The sequence below is a fragment of the Massilia sp. LXY-6 genome (genome assembly GCF_051233485.1).
In the GTDB taxonomy this organism is placed as follows: domain Bacteria; phylum Pseudomonadota; class Gammaproteobacteria; order Burkholderiales; family Burkholderiaceae_D; genus Telluria.
This window is the reverse complement of sequence record NZ_JBKFGF010000018.1, coordinates 34,752-56,969: the sequence shown is the minus strand read 5'-3', so window position 1 is coordinate 56,969 and position 22,218 is coordinate 34,752. Positions and strand designations below refer to the sequence as shown.

19 protein-coding genes are annotated in these 22,218 nt (G+C 67.4%); 8 read left to right on the top strand and 11 right to left on the bottom strand.

Features of this window, described 5'->3' with window-relative positions; all coding sequences use genetic code 11:
- Positions 1-215 precede the first annotated feature (215 nt).
- Positions 216-3,983, top strand: coding sequence for a methionine synthase (gene metH, locus ACI48D_RS09125; protein WP_435570905.1), 3,768 nt, complete (start codon positions 216-218; stop codon positions 3,981-3,983).
- A gap of 93 nt (positions 3,984-4,076) precedes the next feature.
- On the opposite strand, the gene ACI48D_RS09120 is transcribed toward metH, so the two are convergent.
- From ACI48D_RS09120 to rsmB, 10 genes are all read right to left on the bottom strand, one after another.
- Positions 4,077-5,351, bottom strand: a complete 1,275-nt coding sequence (locus ACI48D_RS09120; protein ID WP_435570904.1) for an ABC transporter permease — start codon at positions 5,349-5,351, stop codon at positions 4,077-4,079.
- Between the two features lies 1 nt (position 5,352).
- Positions 5,353-6,309, bottom strand: coding sequence for an ABC transporter ATP-binding protein (locus ACI48D_RS09115; RefSeq protein ID WP_435570903.1), 957 nt, complete (start codon positions 6,307-6,309; stop codon positions 5,353-5,355).
- A gap of 12 nt (positions 6,310-6,321) precedes the next feature.
- Entirely contained in the window at positions 6,322-7,653 is a 1,332-nt protein-coding gene (locus ACI48D_RS09110; protein WP_435570902.1) for an EAL and HDOD domain-containing protein, read from the bottom strand.
- A 111-nt stretch (positions 7,654-7,764) separates the two neighbouring features.
- Complete coding sequence (locus ACI48D_RS09105) at positions 7,765-8,535, bottom strand: class II glutamine amidotransferase (RefSeq protein WP_435570901.1); 771 nt, start codon at positions 8,533-8,535, stop codon at positions 7,765-7,767.
- Between the two features lie 69 nt (positions 8,536-8,604).
- Positions 8,605-8,862 (bottom strand): BTH_I0359 family protein, encoded by a 258-nt coding sequence (locus ACI48D_RS09100; RefSeq protein WP_230020237.1) that lies wholly within the window; start codon positions 8,860-8,862, stop codon positions 8,605-8,607.
- Between the two features lie 149 nt (positions 8,863-9,011).
- Positions 9,012-9,404 (bottom strand): GTPase, encoded by a 393-nt coding sequence (locus ACI48D_RS09095; protein WP_435570900.1) that lies wholly within the window; start codon positions 9,402-9,404, stop codon positions 9,012-9,014.
- The gene (locus ACI48D_RS09090) at positions 9,401-10,135 is read right to left on the bottom strand and encodes a response regulator (protein ID WP_435570899.1); all 735 of its coding nucleotides are present in this window, start codon (positions 10,133-10,135) and stop codon (positions 9,401-9,403) included. Before ACI48D_RS09090 ends, ACI48D_RS09095 begins: the two co-directional genes overlap by 4 nt.
- 50 nt (positions 10,136-10,185) lie before the next feature.
- Positions 10,186-12,501: a sensor histidine kinase gene (locus tag ACI48D_RS09085; RefSeq protein WP_435570898.1), complete on the bottom strand. Its 2,316-nt coding sequence runs from the start codon at positions 12,499-12,501 to the stop codon at positions 10,186-10,188.
- A 3-nt stretch (positions 12,502-12,504) separates the two neighbouring features.
- Positions 12,505-13,068: a DUF4390 domain-containing protein gene (locus tag ACI48D_RS09080; protein WP_435570897.1), complete on the bottom strand. Its 564-nt coding sequence runs from the start codon at positions 13,066-13,068 to the stop codon at positions 12,505-12,507.
- A gap of 39 nt (positions 13,069-13,107) precedes the next feature.
- Positions 13,108-14,745: a 16S rRNA (cytosine(967)-C(5))-methyltransferase RsmB gene (gene rsmB, locus ACI48D_RS09075; RefSeq protein ID WP_435570896.1), complete on the bottom strand. Its 1,638-nt coding sequence runs from the start codon at positions 14,743-14,745 to the stop codon at positions 13,108-13,110.
- A 198-nt stretch (positions 14,746-14,943) separates the two neighbouring features.
- Here rsmB and argS point away from each other — a divergent pair, with 198 nt between their 5' ends.
- The 7 genes from argS to ACI48D_RS09040 are packed head-to-tail and all read left to right on the top strand — an operon-like array spanning position 14,944 to position 21,116.
- Positions 14,944-16,656, top strand: coding sequence for an arginine--tRNA ligase (argS, locus tag ACI48D_RS09070; protein ID WP_435570895.1), 1,713 nt, complete (start codon positions 14,944-14,946; stop codon positions 16,654-16,656).
- A gap of 5 nt (positions 16,657-16,661) precedes the next feature.
- Entirely contained in the window at positions 16,662-17,387 is a 726-nt protein-coding gene (locus ACI48D_RS09065) for an SPOR domain-containing protein (RefSeq protein WP_435570894.1), read from the top strand.
- Positions 17,388-17,389: 2 nt separating this feature from the next.
- A complete protein-coding gene (locus ACI48D_RS09060; RefSeq protein WP_435570893.1) occupies positions 17,390-18,058 on the top strand; it encodes a thiol:disulfide interchange protein DsbA/DsbL in 669 nt (222 codons plus the stop codon).
- Complete coding sequence (locus ACI48D_RS09055; RefSeq protein WP_435570892.1) at positions 18,055-18,840, top strand: SDR family oxidoreductase; 786 nt, start codon at positions 18,055-18,057, stop codon at positions 18,838-18,840. Before ACI48D_RS09060 ends, ACI48D_RS09055 begins: the two co-directional genes overlap by 4 nt.
- On the top strand, positions 18,837-19,601 hold the full coding sequence (locus ACI48D_RS09050; protein WP_435570891.1) for a biotin--[acetyl-CoA-carboxylase] ligase: 765 nt from the start codon (positions 18,837-18,839) through the stop codon (positions 19,599-19,601). The genes ACI48D_RS09055 and ACI48D_RS09050 overlap by 4 nt, the downstream gene beginning before the upstream one ends.
- 15 nt (positions 19,602-19,616) lie before the next feature.
- Positions 19,617-20,360 (top strand): type III pantothenate kinase, encoded by a 744-nt coding sequence (locus ACI48D_RS09045; RefSeq protein WP_435571119.1) that lies wholly within the window; start codon positions 19,617-19,619, stop codon positions 20,358-20,360.
- A 9-nt stretch (positions 20,361-20,369) separates the two neighbouring features.
- Positions 20,370-21,116 (top strand): SPOR domain-containing protein, encoded by a 747-nt coding sequence (locus ACI48D_RS09040; RefSeq protein WP_435570890.1) that lies wholly within the window; start codon positions 20,370-20,372, stop codon positions 21,114-21,116.
- Between the two features lie 53 nt (positions 21,117-21,169).
- On the opposite strand, the gene ACI48D_RS09035 is transcribed toward ACI48D_RS09040, so the two are convergent.
- Complete coding sequence (locus tag ACI48D_RS09035; protein ID WP_435570889.1) at positions 21,170-22,087, bottom strand: septal ring lytic transglycosylase RlpA family protein; 918 nt, start codon at positions 22,085-22,087, stop codon at positions 21,170-21,172.
- Positions 22,088-22,218 lie beyond the last annotated feature (131 nt).

The following is a 22,218-nucleotide window of genomic DNA, read 5'->3' as shown; positions in this document are numbered from 1 at the left end:
TGTATGTATCCGGGAAATTGCTAATAAGCCCCGTTTTGTATCGCACTGTAACAAACCGGCTTTTGATACACAACGTTACAAGCGTCTTTACACCAGCCCGCCTTGCACCACTTGGGTGCATTTTTGTGGGTCGGAGCTTGACATCGGGACTAACTCTGCTAGTGAAGGTATAATTTCAGACCCGCCTCTGTAGACCCGCCCTGGAAAGATCACCGATGACCACCGCCGCCCTCGCCACCTCTCCCGTCGACGCCCAGCTCCGCGAGATCCTCGCGCGCCGCATCATGATTCTGGATGGCGCGATGGGCACGATCATCCAGCAGTACAAGCTCGACGAGCAGGCCTACCGCGGTGTGCGCTTCAAGGATTTTGCCGCACCAGAAGGAAGCGGCGCGCGCGAGCTGTTCGTCAAGGGCAACAACGAGCTGCTGAACCTGACCCAGCCGCAGATCATCCAGGAAATCCACGAGCGCTACCTGGCGGCCGGCGCCGACCTGATCGAAACGAATACCTTCGGCGCGACCGGCATCGCCCAGGACGACTATCACATGGCGCACCTGGTCTACGAGATGAACGTCGAGGCCGCCAAACTGGCGCGCGCTGCCTGCCTCAAGTATTCGACCCCGGACAAGCCGCGCTTCGCCGCCGGCGCCCTCGGCCCAACCCCGAAGACCGCCTCGATCTCGCCCGACGTGAACGATCCGGCGGCGCGCAACGTGACTTTCGACCAGCTGGTCGCCTCTTATTATGAACAGCTGCGCGGCCTGGTCGATGGCGGCGTCGACCTGCTGCTGGTCGAGACCATCTTCGACACCCTGAACTGCAAGGCCGCCCTGTTCGCGATCGACCAGTACTTCGACGATCATCCCGACATGCCACGCCTGCCGCTGATGATTTCCGGGACCGTCACCGACGCCTCGGGCCGCATCCTGTCCGGCCAGACCGTGCCCGCGTTCTGGAATTCGGTGCGGCATGCGAAGCCGCTGACCATCGGCCTGAACTGCGCGCTGGGCGCGGCCCTGATGCGCCCGTATGCGCAGGAACTGTCGACCATCGCCGACACCTTCGTCTGCATCTACCCGAACGCCGGCCTGCCCAACCCGATGAGCGACACCGGCTTCGACGAGCTGCCGGCGGACACCTCGAACCTGCTGAAAGAGTTTGCCGAGGCCGGCTTCATCAACGTGGCCGGCGGCTGCTGCGGCACCACGCCGGAACACATCAAGGCCATCGCCGAGGTCATGGCCAAAGCCACGCCGCGCGCCGTGCCGGAAGTCCCGACCGCGCTGCGCCTGTCGGGCCTGGAGCCGTTCACCGTCGACGAGTCCTCGCTGTTCGTGAACGTCGGCGAGCGCACCAACGTGACCGGCTCGAAGGCCTTCGCGCGCATGATCCTGAACGAGCAGTTCGACGAGGCGCTGTCGGTGGCGCGCCAGCAGGTCGAGAACGGCGCCCAGGTCATCGACATCAACATGGACGAGGCGATGCTCGATTCGCAGGCGGCCATGACGCGCTTCCTGAACCTGATCGCCTCCGAACCCGACATCTCGCGCGTGCCGATCATGATCGACTCTTCGAAGTGGAGCGTGATCGAGGCCGGCCTGAAGTGCGTGCAGGGCAAGGCGATCGTCAACTCGATCTCGATGAAGGAAGGCGAAGAGGAGTTCCTGCGCCAGGCCAAGCTGTGCCGCCGCTACGGCGCCGCCGTGATCGTGATGGCCTTCGACGAGAAAGGCCAGGCCGATACCTTCGAGCGCAAGACCGAGATCTGCAAGCGGGCGTACGACGTGCTGACGCAGAAGGTCGGCTTCCCGCCCGAAGACATCATCTTCGACCCGAACATCTTCGCGATCGCCACCGGCATCGAAGAGCACGACAACTACGCGGTCGACTTCATCAACGCCACCCGCTGGATCCGCGAGAACCTGCCGCATGCCAAGGTGTCGGGCGGCGTGTCGAACGTGTCCTTCTCCTTCCGCGGCAACGACCCGGCGCGCGAAGCCATCCACACCGTGTTCCTGTACCACGCGATCAAGGCCGGCATGACCATGGGAATCGTCAACGCCGGCATGGTCGGCGTGTACGACGACCTGGCGCCGGAGCTGCGCGAGCGCGTCGAGGACGTGGTGCTGAACCGCCGCAAGGACGCCACCGAGCGCATGATCGAATTCGCCGGCACTTTAAAAGCCGGCGGTAACAGGCAGGAAGCGAACCTGGAGTGGCGCGAGGCCGCGGTCGAGCAGCGCCTGTCGCACGCGCTGGTGCACGGCATCACGCAGTGGATCGTCGAGGACACCGAGGAAGCGCGCCAGAAGATCGACGCCGCCGGCGGCCGCCCGATCCAGGTGATCGAAGGCCCGCTGATGGACGGCATGAACGTCGTCGGCGACCTGTTCGGCCAAGGCAAGATGTTCCTGCCGCAGGTGGTGAAATCGGCGCGCGTGATGAAGCAGGCCGTGGCCCACCTGATCCCCTTCATCGAAAAGGAAAAGGCGCTTGAAGAAGCGCGCACCGGCATCGTCGCCAAGCCGAAGGGCAAGATGGTGATCGCGACCGTGAAGGGCGACGTGCACGACATCGGCAAGAACATCGTCTCCGTGGTCCTGCAATGCAATAACTTCGAGATCGTCAACATGGGCGTGATGGTGCCCGCCGCCGAGATCCTGGCCAAGGCCAAGGAAGAGAACGCGGACATCATCGGCCTGTCCGGCCTGATTACCCCGTCGCTGGAAGAGATGGCCTACGTGGCGCGCGAAATGCAGCGCGACCCCTACTTCCGCGAGCGCCAGATTCCGCTGCTGATCGGCGGCGCCACCACCAGCCGCGCCCACACGGCCGTCAAGATCGCGCCGCACTACGAAGGTCCGGTCGTGTACGTGCCGGACGCCTCGCGCTCGGTGTCGGTCGGCCAGGCCTTGGTGACGGCGGACACGCGCGACGCCTACGTGGCCGAACTCGCCGGCGACTACGAGCGCATCCGCGAGCAGCACGCCAACAAGAAGGCGCTGCCGATGGTGAGCCTGGCGCAGGCGCGCGCCAACAAGGCAAAACTCGACTATGCGCCGCTGAAGCCGAAATTCATCGGCCGCCGCGTCTTCAAGAACGTCGACCTGGCCACCATCGCCCGCTACATCGACTGGGGCCCGTTCTTCCAGACCTGGGACCTGGCCGGTCCCTACCCCGCCATCCTGAACGATGAAGTCGTTGGCGAGGCCGCGAGCAAGGTGTTCGAGGAAGGCCAGGCGATGCTGAAGAAGATCGTCGACGGGCGCTGGCTGACGGCGAATGGCGCGGTCGCGCTGCTGCCCGCCAACTCCATCAACGACGACGACATCGAGATCTACACCGACGATACGCGTAGCGAAGTCGCCTTCACCTGGTACGGCCTGCGCCAGCAGGGCGTGAAGCCGGTGGTGGACGGTGTGCAGCGCCCGAACCAGTGCCTGTCCGACTTCATCGCGCCGAAATCGTCCGGCGTGGCCGACTACATCGGCATGTTCGCGGTGACGGCCGGCCTGGGCGCCGAGAAGATCGAGAAGCGCTTCGAGGCACAAGGCGACGACTATTCGTCGATCATGGTGAAGGCCCTGGCGGACCGCCTGGCCGAAGCCTTCGCCGAGTACATGCACGAGCGCGTGCGCACCGACCTGTGGGGCTATGCGCAGGGCGAAGACCTGAGCAAGGAGCAGCTGATCAAGGAAGCCTACGTCGGCATCCGCCCGGCTCCGGGCTACCCGGCCTGCCCCGAGCACACCGTGAAGGCCGAGCTGTTCAAGACCCTGCAGGCCGACGAGATCGGGATGGCGCTGACGGAATCGTTCGCGATGTATCCGGGCGCGGCGGTGTCGGGCTTCTACTTCTCGCACCCGGAATCGAAGTACTTCGTGGTCGGGAAGATCGGACAGGACCAGCTGGACGACATGGCGGCGCGCCGTGGCTTGCCGAAAGAGGAACTCGAGCGTTATCTGGCGCCGAATCTCTGAGAACGTCATCCCCGCGAAGGCGGGGATCCAAGTTTGTTCGCGTTGCGATAGCTCACGCAGAACTTGGGTCCCCGCCTGCGCGGGGACGACGGGTCAGGCTCGCCTGAACTTCCACACCGCGATCACGCCGAACACCAGCGCAAACCCCAACTGCGCGCCCATCGCCGGCGCTGCCGCTGCCGCATCCATGCCGCGCCAGGTGATGGCATCCAGGCCGTCGATCGCCCAGCGGGTCGGCACCGCCACCGTCAGCTTCTGCATCCATTCCGGGAACAGGAAGGACGGCATCCAGGCGCCGCCCAGCATCACCATGATCAGCACCGCGAACATCGCGATCTTGCGCGCCGCTTCCGGAGTCTTGCCGAAGGCCGCGATCAGCAGGCCCAGGCTGGCGGTCAGCATGCCGAAGCACAGCGCCATGCCGATAAAGCCCGGCAGGCTGGCGATGTGCACGCCGAAGCCGAACACCGCCACCGCGAACACGATGCACAGCAGCGCGAAGGCGATGATGGCGCCGGACGCCGCGCGTGCCAGCAGCACCTGGGTCAGGCCCACCGGCGCGGCCAGCAGGCGGTTCCAGACGCCGCTGCGCTGGGCCAGCAGGATGCCGATCCCCATGTCGATCCCCATGAAGAGGATGAACTGCACGCCCATGCCGGCGAAGGCGTGCGCATACGCGTTGTAGCCCTGCTCCGCCATGCCGCTGGCGAGCTGCTTGTCGGTCGTGGTGAACGGCATGCTGAGGCCCTTCGCGGCGGCGGCCGAAGTGCCCTCTTTCTGCGGCAGCGCCTGGTATTTGCGGACGCTGGCGAGCATGTCGCGCAATGCCTTGCTGTCCGGGTCGGTGCGCGCCAGTTCGTCGAGCCGGCGCAGGCTGCGCTCGGTCAGGTCCTGGCCCATCTTCCCGCCGAACATCTCGGCGCTGACCGTCGACATCACCTGCTGGGTCAGCATGCCCTTCACCATGGCCAGCACGGCCGGCTGCGAGGGATCGTACAGCAGCGGGATGGACGGCTTCTCGCGGTTGCCGAACAGGGCTGCGCCGGCCGCTTCGCCGAAGCCGGCCGGCAGCACGATCGCCACCTTCTGCTCGCCCTTGCGCACGGCGGCTTCGGCGGCCGCCATCGTCATCGGGGTGATGCGCAGGCTCGGGTCGCTCTTCAGGCCGGCGGCGATCTTCGCACCGGCCTCGCTGCCGTCCTGCTGCACCAGTGCGACCTCGATCGCGCTGCCCTTGCCGGTGCCGCCGAACAGGGAGCCGAAGAAGGCCGCGATCACGATCGGCAGCGCCAGGCTGATGACGAGGGCGCGGCGGTCGGACAGGAACAGGATCAGGTCCTTGCGGACGAGGGCGCAGAAGGCGGTCATGTCAGTCGCGCAGGGAGCGTCCGGTCAGGGACAGGAAGATGTCTTCCAGGCTGGTGCGCGCGGTGGCGAAGTGCAGCGGCCGGCAGCCGGCCTGCTGCAGCCAGCCCATCACGGGCAAGGCATCGGCCGCCTGCGCCAGCCCGATGTCGAGCGCGGTGCCGCTGGTCGCCAGTTCGCAGCAAGCCAATGAAATCACGCCGCGGTGGGCGCGCAGCCCGTCCAGCAGGCTCGCATGGGCCGGCCCGGCCAGTTCGACCCGCAGCGCGGCCTGGGCCGCCAGGCGGCTGTGCAGCGAGGCCGGGCTCTCGTCGGCCAGCACCTTGCCGTGGTCGACGATGACGATGTGGTCGGCCAGGCGCTCCACCTCTTCCATGTAGTGGCTGGTGTAGATCAGGGACTTGCCCTGGGCCTGTAAGGCCTCCAAAGTGTCGAAGATCGCGTTGCGGCTCTGCGGGTCGACACCGACGGTCGGCTCGTCCAGGATCAGCAATTGCGGGTCGTGCATCAGGGCCGCGGCGATGTTCAGGCGCCGCTTCATCCCGCCCGAAAAGGTGGCCGGCTTGTCGCGCGCGCGGTCGCGCAGGTTGACCTGGCCCAGCACGGTGTCGATCCGCTCGGCCAGCAGCTTGCCGCGCAAGCCATACAAGGCCCCGAACAGGCGCAGGTTCTCGAGCGCGGACAAATCGTCGTACAGCGCCAGGTCCTGCGGCACCACGCCGATCCTGCGCTTGACGGCGGCGGCGCCCGGCCCGACGCGCTCGCCGCCCAGGAAGATGTCGCCGGCATCCGGCACGACCAGGCCGCACAGCATGCTGACGATGGTCGACTTGCCGGCACCGTTCGGTCCCAGCAGGCCTACGGTCTGGCCGGCCAGCACACGGAACGAGACACCGTCGACGGCACGGCGTGTCCCGTAAGTCTTGACCAGGTTATGCACACTCAACAAGACAGAAGACATGCTCGCCCCTCTTCAGATGGCATACCTGACGACGCTGTCACTCCACTGGAATGCCGCCATCTCGAGTTCGACCATGTCGTCGCCCGCAATCGCCAGCCCGCGCAGTGCCGGCAGCGCGCCCTCGTCCTGCGGGTGCGGCTGCTCGATGCATTCGGCCAGCTTGAGCAGCTCGCCGAAAAAGCCGCTGCGGCGCAGCAGCGCGTTCCTGATCTCCTCGCTGACCGGGATCTGCTCGACGATGTCGGCCATCGGGATGCCGAACAGGACGTCCATCAGCGACATGATGCCGGCCGTGAAGGCGATCTCGGACAGGTGGCGCTGGCCCGGGCGCAGGCGCTGGGCCAGCAGTTCCATCATGCGGCCGCGGGTCGTGGCGAGCATCAGCAGCGGGGTCTGGTTGTGGCCGCGCGTGCCCGGTTCGGCGTACAGCATGATCTGCAGCCAGCGCTGCAGCTGGCGCCGGCCCAGCACCAGCAAGGCCTGAGACACCGAGTCGATGCGCTGGCGCGCGCCGACGGCCGGCGTATTCACCAGGCGCAGCAGGTTCAGCGCCACGGTGATGTCGCGCTTCACGGCGCGTTCGATGCCGGCGTTGTCGACGTCCGAGGTGACCAGGTTCATCAGCTCCAGCACCGCCAGCTGCGAGGGCGAGAGCTTGCGCCCGCCGAGTACCGAAGGACGGGCGAAATAATAGCCCTGGAAATAGTCGACGCCGAGGTCGAGGCAGGCCTGGTAGTCGTCGCGGGTCTCGACCTTGTCCGCCACCACGGTTTGATGCATGCCGTGCAGGCGCGCCACCAGGGCGGTCAGCGCCGGCTGCGAGCTGTTGCGGACGTCGAGCTTGACGAAGCGCGCCAGCGGCAGCAGGCGCTGCAGGCGCTCGCTGTCCCCCGCACTGGCGCTGCCGATGCCGTCCAGCGCGAACCGGAAACCGTGGCCGGCCAGTTCGGCCAGGCGCGCCAGCACGGCATCGGTCGGCATCACCGAAGCGGCCAGTTCGAGCACGGTGCGTTCGCGCGGCAGGAAGGCGTAGATATCGCTGCCGAGCACGTCGGTGTCGACGTTCAGGAAGCAGTGGGCGTCGCCGATCGCACGCGCCAGGCCGAGCTGGGCAGCGTGGGCGATCACGGCGGCGGTGGCGTTCAGGCCGGGTGTTGTCCCGGTGGCCGGTGCGCCGGCTGCGCCGCCTTGTCCGATGTTTGCCTGCCCGAGCGGCGTGCTGCGGAACAGCAGCTCGTAGCCGAACAGGGCCTGGTTGCGGTCCAGCACGGGCTGGCGGCCCAGGTAAAAATCACGCACCCGCAAGGGATGGTCGGCGTGGTCCTGTCTCGGGGTATCGGTCATCTCGGACTCTTCGGCAGCTGGTAGACCAAAGTACTTTACCCCATTCCGCCCGCTTAGTGGCTTTTAGGCATTAGTTTCCACAAAAAAACGTACCATTCGAATCACATTTGATCATTCCGCTTGCGGCAAGCCGTCAACGAAGACTTTCAGCTCACCCGGCGCGAATTCGGTCCAGGTTTCGTTGGTCGTGAGCGGGGTGGTGACGATGATGGCGACGCGGTCGTTCGGCGTGGTGACCTGGGAAAAATCGACCGACAGGTCTTCGTCGGCCAGGCAGGCCTTGTCGAAGGGGTACTTGCGGACCACGTAGCACAGCTTGGTCGAACAATGCGCGAACAGGGCCAAGCCATCGGACAGCATCATATTGAAGGTGCCATGGCGGGCGATCACGTGCACCAGGTCGCGGATGGCCGCGCGTAGTGCCGGCATGGCGGGTGTGCGGTCGCCGAAACGCGCGCGCAGCTCCTGCAGCAGGAAGCAGAAAGCCTGTTCGCTGTCGGTGTTGCCGACCGGGTGGAACGGGCCGTCCAGGGTCGGACGGAAATCCTTCAGGTCGCCGTTGTGGGCGAACACCCAGTAGCGGCCCCACAGCTCGCGCACGAAGGGATGGCAGTTCTCCAGCGCGACCTGGCCTTGCGTGGCCTTGCGGATGTGGGCGATGACGTTCAGCGACTTGATCGGGTACTGCTTGATCAGTTCGGCGATCGGCGAGGCGATGGCGGCCTGGTGGTCGACGAAATGGCGAACTCCGGCACCCTCGAAGAAGGCGATGCCCCAGCCGTCGTGGTGGGTATCGGTGCGGCCGCCGCGGTGGGCGAATCCGGTGAAGCTGAAGACAATGTCAGTGGGGACATTGCAATTCATGGCAAGTAGTTGGCACATGCACTAAGCTTACCATGGGCGGGTTGCCGGGCCGGTCTTGGAGAAGACGACGGGCCCGGGCGATGCGGTTCAGTGCAGGACGACCGGCTGGCTCATCAAGGTGTCGTACGAACCCAGGAACTCGTCGATCTCTTCCATCGTCGGCTCGCTTGCGATCAGGTTGTTCACGTCACGCCGGAACGATTGTGCCAGTTTGCCGCCGATGAATGCTTCGCGGCGACCGGATTTGTCGACGATTTCGTAACCGCCGAAGCGCAGGGCTTCGAGGTTGTGATCGACGCCAAATTCGACGACGCTGTATTGCTCGCTGTTATAGATCATGTTCATGATGACTCCTTCACTCGATCAGATTGGCGAAGCTTGGTGCCCGGCGGCGGGCGACCAATGATGACTTGCAGTCCACTTCAATGATGAGGTGGGGCTGTCCCAACCGATTTCAAGTATCCGGAAACGCCTGAGGCATTGTAGGCATGCTCCTATGAGATCAGGTTGGCTGTCAGCCTTAGCAGCTGATCGTATGGCTCGGCCTGCAGCCACGATCGCAACTGATCAAGATGCTCACTGCGCGCGACCCCGATGAAGAGGCGGTCGGGGCGCTGGCGCAGCATGCGATTCAATGTTACACGCAAAACCAAATTGCCGGTGCAGCACAGGCAACCCGGGGCGATGCGCGCGAACAGGAGATGTTCAGGAAGAGTATCCAGAGGGGAATTACCGGGCGCCAGGCCTTCCAGGATGATCGCCGCTCTTGCACTAGTTTGGTGCAAATCTGACAACTGCAACTGCGCGTGGATGGCCCGCTCGCGCGCCTCCGCCGACGGGCCCGTGACCAGCGTGGTAGGCACGCGGTCGGGGCGCGCCGCGCTCATTGTCCGACGTTCTTCTTGCCCAGCTTGCCGGGCTCGACGCCGAGCTGCTTGAGCTTGCGGTACAGGTGGGTGCGTTCCAGGCCGGTCTTCTCGGCCACACGGGTCATGGAGCCGCCTTCGCGGCCCAGGTGGTGTTCGAAGTACATGCGCTCGAAGGCGTCGCGCGCCTCGCGCAGCGGCAGGTCGAAGGACAGCGTGTAGCCATGCGCATGGGCTTCGCCGTTGCTGATCGGGCGCGCGATGCCGATCGCGCCGCTCGCAGGCGGCTGGGCCGCGTACATCGGGGCACTGGGCATGCTCGGTTCCGGCGCGGGTACGCTGGCGACCGCCGGACGCGGTGCGATGGCCGGGGCGCGCGCCACTTCCTGGGCCCGGGTCAGGCCCTGCTGCACCGCCTTCAGCAGCTTTTGCAGGGCGATCGGCTTTTCGAGGAAGTTCAGGGCGCCGATACGGGTAGCTTCCACCGCGGTGTCGATGGTGGCATGGCCCGACATCATAATCACCGGCATGCTGAGCAGCCCGTCGCGCTGCCACTCCTTGAGCAGGGTGACGCCGTCGGTATCCGGCATCCAGATATCGAGCAGTACCAGGTCGGGCGCACCCTGCTGGCGTGCAGTACGGGCCTGCTGCGCGTTCTCGGCCAGCTGCACCACGTGGCCCTCGTCGCCAAGGATTTCCGAGAGCAGTTCGCGGATTCCCATTTCATCGTCCACTACGAGTATATTCGCCATCTTGTCTTGCCTTCCTGTCTGACCCTCACAGCCCAGATTCTATGCGCGATTTACGCTTCGGCCAAGTTCGCCTCGGGTGCTAACTTTAACAGCAAAATCGATACTGAAGCGCCAGATCCATCCGCGCGGTTGGCAACGTCAATACGTCCACCGTGTTCGTCGACGATCTTTTTGACCATCGGCAGGCCGAGGCCGGTGCCGCGGGCCTTCGAGGTGACGTAGGGTTCGAAGGCGCGCGACAGGATCTTCGGCGCGAAGCCGGGACCGTTGTCGACGATCGCCAGGCGCACCGCGGTGCCGGCCGCGCCGTCCGCGCCTTCGTAGTGGATGGTCTCGGTGACGACGTCGACGCGCGGCGGCTCGTTCGCCGGCGGGGCATCGGCCAGCGCGTCCTGGGCGTTGGCAAGCAGGTTGTGGATCACCTGGCGCAGCTGGGTCGCGTCGCCCATCACGCGCGGCAGGTTCGGCGCCAATGTGGCGTGGATGACGTCCGACTCGTCCTCGGCCAGGTACAGGTTCAGGATCTGCGTGATGAGGTCGTTCAGGTCGAGGGGACCGAGCACCGCCGGCGGCGCCTTGGCGTAGTCGCGGAAGTCGTCGACCATGCGCTTCATGGCGTCGACCTGGTTGACGATGGTGTCGGTGCCCTTCTTCAGCAGCTCGGCGCCCTGCGGGTCGAGGCGGTCGGCCAGCTTCATCTGCATGCGCTCGGCCGACAACTGGATCGGCGTGAGCGGGTTCTTGATCTCGTGCGCCAGGCGCCGCGCGACCTCGCCCCAGGCCACCGAGCGCTGGGCCGAGATCACGTCGGAGATATCGTCGAACACCACGATGAAGCCGCTGCCCGCCCCCACCGGCAGGCGCGAGCCGCGCGCCAGCAGGGTCAGGTCGTGGTCGTCGCTGGTGCCGGGCCGGCGCGGCACCTCGATCTGCTGCTGCCAGTGGGCGCGCTGGTCGCCCTGGCGGCGTCCATGCCGTGCGGCCGAGTGCGCGCTCTGCGCCGCGCTCTGGGCCGAAAACGCCCGCGTGACGGCGCTGGCGAAGGCTTCCAGACCCTCGATCTCGTCCAGCGGACGGCCGGCCAGCGCACTGGCGTCGATCTGCAGGATGCGGTGCACGGCCTCGTTCGAGTTGACCACCACGCCGTCGGCATCCATCACGATCACGCCGGCCGACATGTTCGCCAGCACCGATTCGAGGTGGGCCTTGGCGCTCTGCAGCGCGGAGCGGTTGCGCTCGACGGCGGAGCGGGCTTCGAACAGCTGGCCGGTCATGGCGTTGAACGACTGGGTGAGCGTGCCGAGTTCGTCGTTGGTCTCGACGATCGGGCGCGGCGACAGGTCGCCTTCGGCCACCGCGCGCGTGCCCTCGGCCAGCACCAGCAGCGGCTGCGCCAGGTTGCCGGCGATGAGGAAGGCGCTGCCGATGGCGGAGAAGATCGCCAGCAGCAGGGTCAGCGTGAGGGTTTCGATGTACATCTTGCGCAGCCCGGTGCGGGCAAAGGCGCGGTTCTGGTAGGTGCTGTAGGCGTCCTGCAGCACCTGGGCGTTGGAGGCCAGGTTGACCGGCACCGCCTGCATCAGCTGCAGGTAGCGCGGCGCCATCCCAGGCGGCTCGGGCACCGCCACCACCACGCGCTGGCGCAGGCCGGTGGCCATGTCCAGGCCGCTGGGTGCGCCGGCGCCCTGGAAGTCGCGGAACTCGCGCTCGGCGCTGCCTTCGGACTGCGCATAACCGCCCGGCAGGCCGGCGCGCTTGAGCATCTGCGGGGTCGGCAGGTCGGGGGCCAGGTCGACCTGCTGGTTCGCCGCCGCCGACGCCAGCACGTGCCCCTCGGCCGACAGCAGCAGCGCGCTCTGCATCCCGGTCTCGCCGCTGACCACGCGGCTGAGGATGGCACGCGCGCTGGCCGGATCCTGCCCGGCCAGCGTGGCGGCGGTGGTGCTGGCGGTCGAACCCAGTTCGGACAGCGATTCGTCCAGCGCGGCGCGGCCCAGGTTCAGGCCGGAGTCGAGCGCGGCCTCGATCTTGACGTCGAACCAGGACTCGATCGAGTGCGACACGAACTGCACCGAGACCATGAAGATCACCAGTCCGGGCAGGATGCCGATGCCGGCGAACAGCAGCATCAGGCGGGTCATCAGGCGCGAGCCGAACTTGCCGGCCTTGTGACGCGCGTACAGGCGCGTCAGGGCCACGATCACCAGGATCAGGAGGGCGCCGGCGACGGCGGCGTTCAGCCCCAGCAGCCAGGAATAGTTACGGTCGAAGAAGCCCGAGTTGTCGGACGCCGAGGCGAGCAGGAACAGCAGGATCGAGCCGATCGCGCTGCCGATCACGAGTGCGTAGCGCAGGACCTGGGTCACGCCTTACTCCGCCCGGTAGGTGAAGGTCTTCCTGTGCGAGGCCAGGCGCAAATCGGCGTTGTTGAAGGCGTCCACCTGGAGCGGCTTCTGCAGGTATTCGCGATCCATGAACATGCGCAGGCTCACGTTGTAGGTTTCGCCGGGCTTGAGGTCGCCGCGCGAGGCGAACAGCCAGCGGCTGGGGCGCCGGATCAGGAACAGCGCATCGTCGAGGGTGGCGAAGCTCTGCTGGATGCTGCCCATCACGAACACGGTGTACTGGCGGGTCAGCAGGTCGTAGTGAAGGCGCACCGTGCGGCGCTTGGACACGGCCTTGTCGTCGGTCCACCACCAGCGCGGCCGGGTCAGCTCGATCTCGGTGGTGAAGTACAGGGGCACGCCGTGCATCACGGCCTGCTCGAGGCCAGGGGTCAGGTCGAACGAATAATTGGCGGCCAGGCGGTAGCCGTCGTCGGAGGCCTCGATGCTGGCGCGGGTGATCTCGATCCCCTCGGCCGCATGCGCGGTGGCGCACACGAAAACCAGCAGCACCTGGCAGACGAGGAGGCGGAAAAATCGGGCAGTCACTAGGGCCAGAACCTTAAAAAAGCGTGTTATCGGGAAGTCTCACGCCGCGGCCTTCTGGAACAGGGCATAGTACAGACCATCATGATCCTGCCCGGCACCGCTCGTTGGAAGAAGCTGGCCCGGCGCATCGAGACGGACCGCACCATGGCGCGCCGCGAAGGCGGCGGCCTGCGCTTCCGATTCCTGCGGCCAGAGCGAACATGTCACGAACAGCAATTTACCATCGGGCCGCAGCATCTGCCAAAGGTTGTCGAGTATTTTGGTAGAAAGTGTTGCAAGTTGGTGGGTATCGCTCTTGCGGCGCAACCAACGGATGTCCGGATGGCGTCGCACGATGCCCGACGCGGTGCACGGCACGTCGGCCAGGATGCGGTCGTACTGGCGTCCATCCCACCAATCGGCGTGCTCGGCCGCGCCCGTTTTCACGGTGGCCTGCAGGCCGAGGCGCTGCAGATTCTGGTCGACGCGCGCCAGGCGGCGGCTGTCGACGTCCAGCGCCGTCAGCTCGACGGCAGCTAGCTCGAGGATGTGGCCGCTCTTGCCGCCCGGGGCAGCGCAGGCGTCCAGCACGCGCATGCCGTCGCGCAGGTCGAGCAGCGGCGCGGCGAGCTGGGCGCCGGCATCCTGCACCGACACCAGTCCAGCCTCGAAGCCGGGGATCTGCAGCACGTTCATGGCCTGGGCCAGGCGCAAGGCGCTTGGCCCGACGCGGCTCGCCTCGATGCCGGCCGCGGCCAGGGTCTGCAGGTAGTCCTCGACGCTGGTCTTGCGCAGGTTGACGCGCAGGGTCAGCGGCGGCTGGCGGTTGCCGGCCTGGAGGATATCCTGCCACTGCTGCGGATAGGCGGTGCGCACCGCGTCGATCCACCACTGCGGATAATTCCAGCGCGCCAGCGGCTGCGCCAGCGCGCTGCCGAGCAGGCCGTCCTTCTCGCGCAGGAAGCGCCGCAGCACCGCGTTCACCATCGCCTTGGCGTGGGCGAAATCCGGATGCGCGGCGGCCGCGCCGACCGCCTGGTCGACCACGGTGAAGGTTTCGTACGCCGGCGGCAATCCTTCCGGCGGATCGAGCAGGGTCAGCGCCGCGCACAAGAGCGAAGCCAGCATCGGCGGCTCCGGCGCCTTACTCGTCATCATGCCCAGCAGAGTCTCGCTGCGGCCCAGCTGGCGCATCGTGCGGTAGGCGATGTCCTGCATCGCGCCGCGCGCCTGCGGGGTCGCGCCATAGGCCTGGAACACCTCGGACAGGGCTTGCGGCAGCGCGGTGCCGGTGCGCACGCGGGCCAGGCTGCTGGCCGCGCCGAGCAGGGCAAACGCGAGCGAATCACCCTTCAGCTCGGGGCGGTAATCGAGCTGGGCCGGGGTCTTGAGCTCGTGGCTCTGGCGCAGGCGCGGGGCCTCGTTCATGGCCGAGGGCGCCTTGGCCTGCGGAATGGGAGCAGAAACCGGGGCCGATGCCTGTTCCGGCGCGGGACTGCGTGCGCCCTGCCCCGGCTGGCTGGCCGGGCCGGATTGGCGACGCGTGTCCGGTCCCTGGCCGCCGCGCGGAGCGTCCGCGCGCTTGCCCGGGCCTCCCTTGGCCTGCGGCCGCGCAGGGCCGGACTTGTTCTGCCCCGGACGCGTGGCGCCGGCCTTGGCCTTGGGTTTGAGGGTGAGCGTCGGGCGCTTTTCAGTCATGGCGAATCGGTCAATGCATAAAGACGCACATTGTAGCGGTTAAGCGTTGCGCAGGCTTAAACGAAGCTTTGGGGCAACGGCCGGGAACGTATTCCGTGTTGCGTCAAACCAGTATAATGACCGATGTTTGCCTGCGGCTCTGTCGCCGTCTCATTGGCCCCGGCCTAGGCCCCAACCATTTCATTTTCGACCACATTCATGCTCGCCCAACAAAAACAAGAAATCGTTGCCCTGTTCCAGGCCGCCCTGGCCCCGATCGTCGCAGGCACCGATTTGACCCCCAACATTGCGCTGGAGCGCCCGCGCGATCCGACCCATGGCGACATCGCCTGCAACATCGCGATGCAGCTGGCCAAGCCGCTGAAGACCAATCCGCGCGAACTGGCCACCCGCCTGGTCGCCGCCCTGCAGGCCGATCCGCAGGCCGCGGGCCTGATCGCCTCGGCCGAGCTCGCGGGTCCGGGCTTCATCAACCTGCGCCTGGCCGACGCCGCCAAGCAGTCGGTGGCACGCACCATCCTGCAGGAGGGCGCAGCCTACGGCCGCGGTGACGGCGGCGCCGGCCACCACGTGATCATCGAGTTCGTCTCGGCCAACCCGACCGGCCCGCTGCACGTCGGCCACGGCCGCCAGGCCGCGCTGGGCGACGCCCTGTCTTCGCTGTTCGAAGCCCAGGGCCACAAGGTCACCCGCGAGTTCTACTACAACGACGCCGGCGTGCAGATCGCCACCCTGGCCAATTCGGTCCAGGCGCGCGCACGCGGCTTCCGCCCCGGCGATATCGAGTGGCCGGAGTCGGCCTACAACGGCGACTACATCCAGGACATCGCCGACGATTTCATGGCGAAGAAGACTGTCTCCTGCAGCGACGGCGCGCCGGTCACCGCCAGCGGCGACACCAACGACCTCGAATCGATCCGCCGCTTCGCCGTCACCTACCTGCGCAACGAGCAGGACCAGGATTTACAAGCCTTTGGGGTCAGGTTCGACAACTACTATCTGGAGTCCTCGCTGTACACCGACGGCAAGGTGGAAAGCGCCGTGCAGGCCCTGGTCGACGCCGGCGTCACCTACGAACAGGACGGCGCCCTGTGGCTGAAGACCACCGACTACGGCGACGACAAGGACCGCGTGATGCGCAAGTCCGACGGCACCTATACCTATTTCGTGCCGGACGTCGCCTACCACATCCAGAAGTTCAAGCGCGGCTTCGACCAGGCGATCAATATCCAGGGCAGCGACCACCACGGCACCATCGCGCGCGTGCGCGCCGGCCTGCAGGCGGTAAATATTGGTATCCCGCGCGGTTATCCCGATTATGTGCTGCACAAGATGGTCACCGTCATGAAGAATGGCGAAGAGGTCAAGATCTCCAAGCGCGCCGGCTCCTACGTCACCGTGCGCGACCTGATCGAATGGTCGGGCAACGGCGACGTCACGCGCGGGCGCGACGCCGTGCGCTTCTTCCTCATTTCACGCAAGGCCGACACCGAGTTCGTGTTCGACGTCGACGTCGCCCTGGCCACCAACGACGAGAACCCGGTCTACTACGTGCAGTACGCCCACGCCCGCATCTGCTCGGCGCTGGCCAACTGGGGCGGCGACGTCGCCAGCCTCGCGAACGTCGACCTGTCGCCGCTGAACACCCCGCACGAAGCGAGCCTGCTGGCCAAGCTGGCGGCCTATCCGGAGATGCTGCAGCGCGCCCAGGCCGAACTCGGCCCGCACCAGGTCGCGTTCTACCTGCGCGAACTGGCCGGCGAGCTGCACAGCTACTACTTCGCGCACAAGTGGCTGCTCGACGACGACGAAGCGCTCAAGCTGGCGCGCCTGGCCCTGGCCACCGCGACCCGCCAGGTACTGCGTAACGGCCTGGCGCTGATCGGCGTCTCGGCACCGGAGAAGATGTAATCGCCATGACCGCTTTCCGACCCCGCACCATCCGTGCCGCCGGGCGCCAGCGCGGCAGCACGCTCACCGGCCTGATCATCGGACTGATCGTCGGCCTCGGCATCGCCGTCGCGGTGGCCCTGACGATCACCAAGGGCGCTTCGCCGTTCACGGAAAAAACCGCCAAGTCCGGCCGCCCGGCCGACCCGGCCCCCGGCGAGGCGATGGATCCGAACAAGCCGATGTACACCAACCGCGACGCCGCGCGCGAAGCGAACAAGGAAGTCACCGAAAAGGCAGCGGCGCGCAACGCCAGGACGGCCGAGCCGGCTGCCCCGGCTGTTCCGGCAGCCCCGGCTGTCCCGGCAGCCCCGGCGGCGGCGGATCCGCTGGGCCAGGCGATCGCCAGCCTGGAAGCGAAGCCGGCCGCGCGCAACAGCCATCCGCTGGCCGTGCCCGCCGCGACGCCGTCGCCCGCGCCGGCCGCGGCCCATGCCGCCGCTGCCGGCAGCGGCGAATACGTGTACTACCTGCAGGCCGGCGCCTTCCGCGACATGTCCGACGCCGAAGCCACCCGCGCCAAGCTGGCCCTGCTCGGCTTCGAGGCCGCGATCAGCGACCGCACCAGCGACAGCGGCGTACTGCACCGCGTGCGCCTCGGCCCGTTCAGCCAGGTCGAGTCGATGAATAAGGCGCGCGCCAAGCTGCTCGACAGCGGCGTCGACGTCGCCATCGTGCGCAACCAGCGCTGACCATGGCGCGCCCGCTTCGCCGCCGCTTCTGCACCGCCCTGCTCGGCCTGGCGGAGGCGGCAGTCGCCCTGCCTGCCGCCGCCGAGCCGCAGGACGGCGTCGACTACCTGACCCTGCCCGCCCGACTGCCGACCGATACCGGCCGCAAAGTCGAGGTCATCGAGTTCTTCGCCTACTACTGCCCGCACTGCTACGCCTTCGAGCCGGTCCTCAACGCCTGGGTCAGGCGGCAGGGCGACAACATCGTGTTCAAGCGCGTGCATGTCGCGCGCGACGCCGGCGTGGCGCCCCAGCAGCGCCTGTTCTTCACGCTCGAAGCGATGGGCCTGCTGGAGCAGTACCACGACAAGGTGTTCGATGCCATGCACGTCGAGCGCCTGCGCCTGAACAGCGACGAGCAGGTGTTCGACTGGGCCGAGAAGAACGGCATCGAGCGCGCCAAGTTCGTCGACACCTACCGCTCCTTCGGCATCCAGCAGCGCCTGCGCCGCGCCGACGCCATGATGGATGCCTACCACATCGACCGCTGGCCGGTGGTCGCGATCGGCGGCCGCTACCTGACCTCGCCTTCGCACGCCGGCGCGTACGCGAACGAAGCACGCACCGAGGCCCAGCAGCAGGAGGTGGCGCTGAAGGTGATGGATTACCTGGTGGCCAAGGCAAAACAATGAGCGTCGCGCCTCAGCGCGTGTTCATCACCGGCGCGTCCAGCGGCATCGGCGCCGCGCTGGCGCGCGAATATGCGGCGCGCGGCGCCGTGCTGGGCCTGCTGGCGCGCCGCCGCGATGCGCTCGACGCCCTGGTCGCCACCCTCCCCCATCCGGAACGCCACCGCGTCTATGCGCTCGACGTCACCGACCACGCGGCGCTGGCGGGCGCGGCCAACGACTTCATCGGCGCGCACGGGGGCGCCGACGTCGTGATCGCCTCGGCCGGTATCTCGCACGGCACCCTGACCGAGCGGCTCGAGGATTTGCCGCTGTTCGAGTCCGTGTTCGCCACCAACGTGCAGGCCACCATCGCCACCTTCGCCCCCTTCATCGCGGCGATGAAGGAGGGTGCCGGCGCACGCCGGCTGGTGGCGATCGGCAGCGTGGGGGGCGTGCGAGGTATGAAAGGCGCCGGCGCCTATTGCGCCTCGAAGGCGGCGGTGCACAGCTATTGCGAGTCGCTGCGCCTGGAGATGCGCCCCTACGGCATCCGGGTCGTGACCATCGCGCCCGGCTATATCGATACACCCATGACAAGCAATAACCGATTCCCCATGCCCTTCCTGATGCCGGCCGGGCGCTTCGCGGCGCGGGCCGTCGGCGCCATCGAGGCCGGCACCAGTTTCCGTGTGATCCCCTGGCAGATGGGCCTCGTCGCCCGGCTGCTGCGCGTGCTGCCGAACGCGATCTTCGACGCGCTGTTCGCGCGGGCTCCGCAGAAGGCGCGCAAGGAGGCCGCATGAACGCGCAGCGCATCATGTCGCTGTCCCACGCCGGCGTATCTGTCGAAGTCGTGGCGGAAACCGGCTCGACCAACGCCGACCTGCTGGCGCGCGCTGCCGGCCTGGCCTCGCCGCTGCTGCTGGTAGCCGAACACCAGACCGCCGGCCGCGGCCGCGCCGGCCGCAGCTGGCTGTCGAGCCCCGGCCATTCCCTCACCTTCTCGCTGGCCTGGAAATTCGATGGCGGACTGCAAAAACTGACGGGCCTGCCGCTCGCGGTCGGCACGGCGCTGGCCGAAACCCTGGGCCGGCTCGGCCAGCCGGTAGCGCTGAAGTGGCCGAACGACGTGCTGAAGGATGGCGACAAGCTGGCCGGCATCCTGGTGGAGACCGCCGCGGCCGGTGACGGCGCCGTCTGGACCGTCATCGGCATCGGCCTGAACCTCGTCATGCCGGACGAGCTGGAGGAGCGGATCGGGCGCTCCGTGGCCGCCGTGCCCTGGCTCGCGCGGATGGACCGCGACACCCTGCTGGCGGCCCTGCTGGACGGCCTGGCCGAGGCCCTGCGCCTGTTCGACAAGGCCGGCTTCGGGGCCTTCAGCGCGCGCTGGAACCTGCTGCATGGCTGGCAGGGCCAGCTGGTCACCATCCTCGACCGCGGCGAAGTCCTGCACGAAGGCCTGGCCGCCGGGGTCGACGATGCCGGCCGCCTGCTGCTCGATACCGGCAGCGGCCGCATCGCCATCGTCGCCGGCGACGTCTCGCTGCGCATCAAAGGCTGAGGTGCCGTCATGACGATGCTGCTGGTCGACGCAGGCAATACCCGGGTCAAGTGGGCCCTGGCGCGGGATGGCGCGACGCCGGGCGACTGGCTCGCCCACGGCGCGGTGCTGCACGCGGAGCTGGACACCCTGCAAGCCGCCTGGCTTGGCCACGGCGTCACGCGCGCGCTCGTCTCGAACGTGGCGGGCGCGCAGCTGGCCGAACGCCTGGCGGCCCTGCTGCCGCGCCTTTGGCCAACGCTGCAGCCGGAATGGTTCAGCGCCCAAGCCGAGCTGGCCGGGCTGCGCAATCGCTACCGCAATCCAAGCCAGCTGGGAGCGGACCGCTTCGCCGCCGCGCTGGGCGCACGCACCCTGGTTCCCGGCAAGGCATTGGTGGTGGCCACCTGCGGCACCGCGACCACGGTGGATGCCGTCTCGTCCGCAGGAGAATTCGTGGGCGGGATGATCCTGCCCGGACTCGGCCTGATGCTGGGATCGCTCGCGCGCGGCACCGCCCAGCTGCCCGAGGCCAGCGCGGATGCGGTGCTGCCGCCCGCCTTTGCCGACAACACGCTGGACGCGATCCGCTCCGGCTGCATCTCGGCCCAGGCCGGCGCCATCGAGCGCGCCGTAGCAAGCCTGCCGGCCGAGCTGTGCATCATCTCGGGCGGCGCGGCCGGCCACGTGGCGCCGGCGTTGTCGGTGCCGTACCGGATGCTGGATAATATTGTGCTGGTCGGCCTGCATGCGGCCGCCATCGCGTCACCTTCACCATAGGGAAATGCCGTGTTGAGATTCGTCTTCTGGTCGCTGCTGTTCCTGAATGCCGCCCTGTTCGCGTATGCCCAGGGTTTCTTCGGCACCAGCAAGGGAAGCGAGGAAGAGCGCGCGCGCATCAAGCCGCAACTGGAAGCCGCCAGGCTGACCGTGCTGACCAACGAGCAGGCCGCAGCGGCGAAGGCGGCGCCGGCAGCGGCCAGCGAAGCGGCCAGTGAAGCGGCCATCGCGCCAGCGGCGGCGGCCGTGGAAGCGAGCGCGCCGGCGGTAGCCGCAAGCGCAGCGGCGAAACCGCTGGCCTGCATCGATGTCGGCACCTTCAGCACCGGTGAGGCCAAGCGCTTCGAAACCCGCCTGGCTGCGCTCGACCTCGGCGAACGCCAGTCGCGCCAGGCCGTGCAGGCCCAGGACGTGACCAGCTACCTGGTGAACATTCCGCCCCAGGGCAGCAAGGAAGCGGCCGAGCGCAAGGCCGGCGAACTGCGCAACCTGGGCGTCACCAATTTCTTCATCATGTCGGGGGACTCGCCGCTGAAGTGGGCGATCTCGCTGGGCGTGTTCAAGACCGAGAACGGGGCCCAGACCCTGCTGGCGCAGCTGAACAAGCAGGGCGTGCACACGGCGCGCATCACGCCGCGCGGGCGGGAGGCCACGCGCTACGCCTACCGCTTCCGCGATATCGAGCCCGGCACGCGCGAGCGCATAGTCGCGGCGGCGGATGCGGTGTCGGATGCGGAGGCGAAGAGCTGCCGGTAGGGGCTGACGATGTGCGGGCGTCACGCGTGGGCACGGGGTGCCCACGCATGCCTTTATCGGCGTACGACGATCGGTTTCAGGCCGAGTGAAGTGGGCAGCGAACGCGCCGCTTCCTGTGCCATGGCACGGGTGTCGAAGGGGCCGCTGTAGAGGCGGTTGACGGAACCCGAGCGCACCACTTCCAGCGCCTGCGAGACGCCGGATTTTTTCAGCTGCTCACTCACCTCTTCCGCCTTGCCGTCGCGGCCGTAGGCGCCCAGTTGCAGGTAGAATCCCGCCTTGGCGACGGACTTGACGGCCTTCGCCTGTTCCGAACGGGATTGGGAGTCCGGACGCGCCACCGCGGCGCTGTCCATCGCGACCCGGTCTTCCAGCATCAGCGCGGCGATCTCGGCCGGCGCCGGCGCGGCCTGCGCGGCCGAGGCGGCGGCGCGGCGCACGGTGGCGACGCGGGTGGAATCGTTTGCGAACAGCCGCTCGATCTCGACCTGGTGGCTGCCCTTGCCCAGCAGGCCGAGCTTGAGTGCCGCCGTGTACGAGACGTCGACGATGCGGTCCGAGTGGAAGGGGCCGCGGTCGTTGATGCGCACCACCACGGACCTGCCGGTTTCGAGGCTCGTGACGCGGGCGTAGGAAGGGATCGGCAGCGTCGGGTGCGCGGCCGTCATCTTGTACATGTCGTAGGGCTCGCCCGACGAGGTCCGCTGGCCGTGGAATTTCACGCCATACCAGCTGGCGACGCCGCGCTGGCTGAAGGGTTCGTCGTTGACCAGCGGGACGTAGGTCTGGCCGAATACCGAATACGGCTTGTTGGCGAACCTGGCATAGGGCTCGTACTTGACGACCGCATCGGGGACGTCGCGCAAGCCGGGCGGCGGATTGTCGCCTGGGCCGTCGTCCTGGTAGTAGCCGCCGCGGCCGGAACCGGCTTTGGGGAGCTTGGGGTCGATATCGCCGTTCCGTGTTGCCACCTTGTGCTTCCAGGGCAGGGGAATCAGGCTCTTGTGTTCGCCATTCTCGGTCGTGCTGCAGCCGGTGATCAGCGTCGCTGACGCTAACGTAATAACCGCTGGCAAAAATCGACCGCGTAATGCGCGAACGG